General features: G+C 69.0%; 2 protein-coding genes. Both read left to right on the plus strand.

Going from position 1 to position 2,818, the window contains the following annotated elements; genetic code table 11:
• The coding region (locus VJS38_RS07950; RefSeq protein ID WP_324087614.1) for a toprim domain-containing protein at positions 1–1,482 on the plus strand (1,482 nt) is incomplete at its 5' end.
• A 152-nt stretch (positions 1,483–1,634) separates the two neighbouring features.
• Positions 1,635–2,818: DEAD/DEAH box helicase (locus tag VJS38_RS07955; protein ID WP_324087615.1), on the plus strand; the 1,184-nt coding region annotated here is incomplete at its 3' end.

Below are 2,818 nucleotides of genomic sequence, written 5' to 3' on the forward strand. Positions count from 1 at the left end.
GCCATCGAGAAGCTCAGCCCCACCCGCAAGAAGGGCACGGCGATCAGCTTCCAGCCCGACCCGGTGATCTTCGGCGAGGGCTGCGCCTTCAAGCCCGCCCGCCTCTACCGGATGGCCCGCTCCAAGGCCTATCTGTTCGGCGGGGTGGAGATCCGCTGGAAGTGCGATCCCTCCCGCATCCACGACCAGACGCCGCCCGAGGCGACTTTCCGCTTTCCCAACGGCCTGGCCGACTTCCTGGGCGAGCGGGTCAAGGACATCGAGACCGTCACCCCCGAGCCCTTCGCCGGCCGCTGGGAGCGGCCCGGCGAAACCGGCAAGGTCGAGTGGGCCATCACCTGGACTCCCGCCGGCTTCGGCGAGGCCGACGGCTTCATGCAGTCCTACTGCAACACCGTGCCCACGCCCGAGGGCGGGACGCACGAGTCCGGCCTGCGCGCGGCGCTGACGCGGGGCCTGAAGCAGTACGCGGAACTGACCGGCGAGAAGCGCGGCGGGCTGATCACCGCCGAGGACGTGGTGGCCCAGGCCGGCGCCCTGATCAGCGTCTTCATCGCCAACCCCGAGTTCCAGGGCCAGACCAAGGAGAAGCTCTCCACCGCCGAGGCCCAGCGGCTGGTCGAAAAGGCGCTGGCCGACCCGTTCGACCACTGGCTGACCGCCCAGCCGAAGGCCGCCAGCGCGCTCCTGCAGTTCGTCATCGAGCGCGCCGAGGAGCGGCTGAAGCGCCGCAAGGACAAGGAGGTCGCCCGCGCCAGCGCCACCCGCAAGCTGCGTCTTCCAGGCAAGCTGGCGGATTGCTCCGGCAACGCCATCGACGGCGCCGAGATCTTCCTGGTCGAGGGCGACAGCGCCGGCGGCTCGGCCAAGCAGGCGCGCGACCGCAAGACCCAGGCGATCCTGCCGCTGCGCGGCAAGATCCTGAACGTCGCCTCCGCCTCGCTCGACAAGACCGGCGGCAACAAGGAACTGGCCGACCTGATGCTGGCGCTGGGCGTCCAGGGCGGATCGAAGTTCAAGGAAGAGGATCTGCGCTACGAGCGCGTGATCATCATGACCGACGCCGACGTCGACGGCGCCCATATCGCCAGCCTCCTGATCACCTTCTTCTACCGCACCATGCCGGACCTGATCCGCTCAGGGCGGCTGTTCCTGGCCCTGCCGCCGCTCTATCGCCTGAGCCACGGCGGCAAGGCCGTCTACGCCCGCGACGACGCCCACCGCGACGAGCTGCTGGCCACCGTCTTCAAGGGCAAGAAGCCGGAGATGAGCCGCTTCAAGGGCCTGGGCGAGATGATGCCGGCGCAGCTGAAGGAGACCACCATGGACCCCGCGCTGCGCACCCTGGCCCGCGTCACCCTGCCCCGCGCCGAAGAAGCGGTCGCCGACCTCGTCGAGGCGCTGATGGGCAGGAAGCCCGAACTGCGCTTCCGCTTCATCCAGGAGAACGCCGAGTTCGCCGCGGCGGATCTGGACGTCTGACTCCCTCCCAGAACCTCATTCGGCGGCAAGCGTTGACTTGCTTGCGGCTGAACGTATGTTCCGGCGCGCGCGGCGATCTCCGTCCGCGCGGCCGCGGGAACGCCAGCCGCCTCATTCGAGGATCCGGCGGGCCCCCGCTTTTATCGTAACCAATGACCGAATTTTCCGAACTGGGCCTTTCGCCGGCGACCCTTCAGGCCGTCGCAGACACGGGCTACACCACGGCGACGCCGATCCAGGCCGAGGCGATCCCCGTCGCCCTGCAGGGCCGCGACGTGCTGGGCATCGCCCAGACCGGCACCGGCAAGACCGCCGCCTTCACCCTGCCGATGATCGACCGCCTGGCCGCCGGCCGCGCCAAGGCGCGCATGCCGCGCGCGCTGGTGATCGCGCCGACGCGCGAGCTGGCCGACCAGGTGGCCGCCTCCTTCGAGAAGTACGCCAAGGGCCAGAAGCTTTCCTGGGCGCTGCTGATCGGCGGCGTCTCCTTCACCGACCAGGAGCTGAAGCTCGACCGCGGCGTGGACGTGCTGATCGCCACCCCGGGGCGCCTGCTCGACCACTTCGAGCGCGGCAAGCTCTTGATGACCGGCGTGCAGATCATGGTCGTCGACGAGGCCGACCGCATGCTCGACATGGGCTTCATCCCGGACATCGAGCGCATCTTCAAGCTGGCCCCGCCGAAGAAGCAGACCCTGTTCTTCTCGGCGACCATGCCGCCGGAGATCACCCGCCTCACCAAGCAGTTCCTGAACGATCCGCAGCGGATCGAGGTGGCCAAGCCCGCCACCACCGCCGAGACCATCCACCAGCACCTGGCGCGCATCCCCACGTCCGATCCGAAGGCCAAGCGGACGGCGCTCAGGAGCCTGATCGAGCGCAGCGAGGTCAACAACGGCATCGTCTTCTGCAACCGCAAGTCCGAGGTCGACATCGTCGCCAAGTCCTTGCAGAAACACGGCTTCGACGCCGCCGCCATCCACGGCGACCTGGACCAGCAGACGCGCATGCGGACTCTCGAGAGCTTCCGGCAGGGCACGTTGAAGCTGCTCGTCGCCTCGGACGTCGCCGCCCGCGGGCTCGACGTCCCGGCCGTCAGCCACGTCTTCAACTACGACGTGCCGCACCACGCCGACGACTATGTGCACCGGATCGGCCGGACCGGCCGCGCCGGCCGCCTGGGCGAGGCCTTCATGATCGTCACGCCGAACGACGCCAAGAACCTCGACAAGGTGCTGAAGCTGATCGGCAAGATCCCTGACGAGGTCGTCCTCGACCTCGACTGGGCGAACATCAAGGACGAGCCGCGCCGCGACCGCCCGGGGCGCGGGCGCGA

The organism is Phenylobacterium sp. (genome assembly GCF_035276905.1).
Taxonomy (GTDB): Bacteria; Pseudomonadota; Alphaproteobacteria; order Caulobacterales; family Caulobacteraceae; genus Phenylobacterium.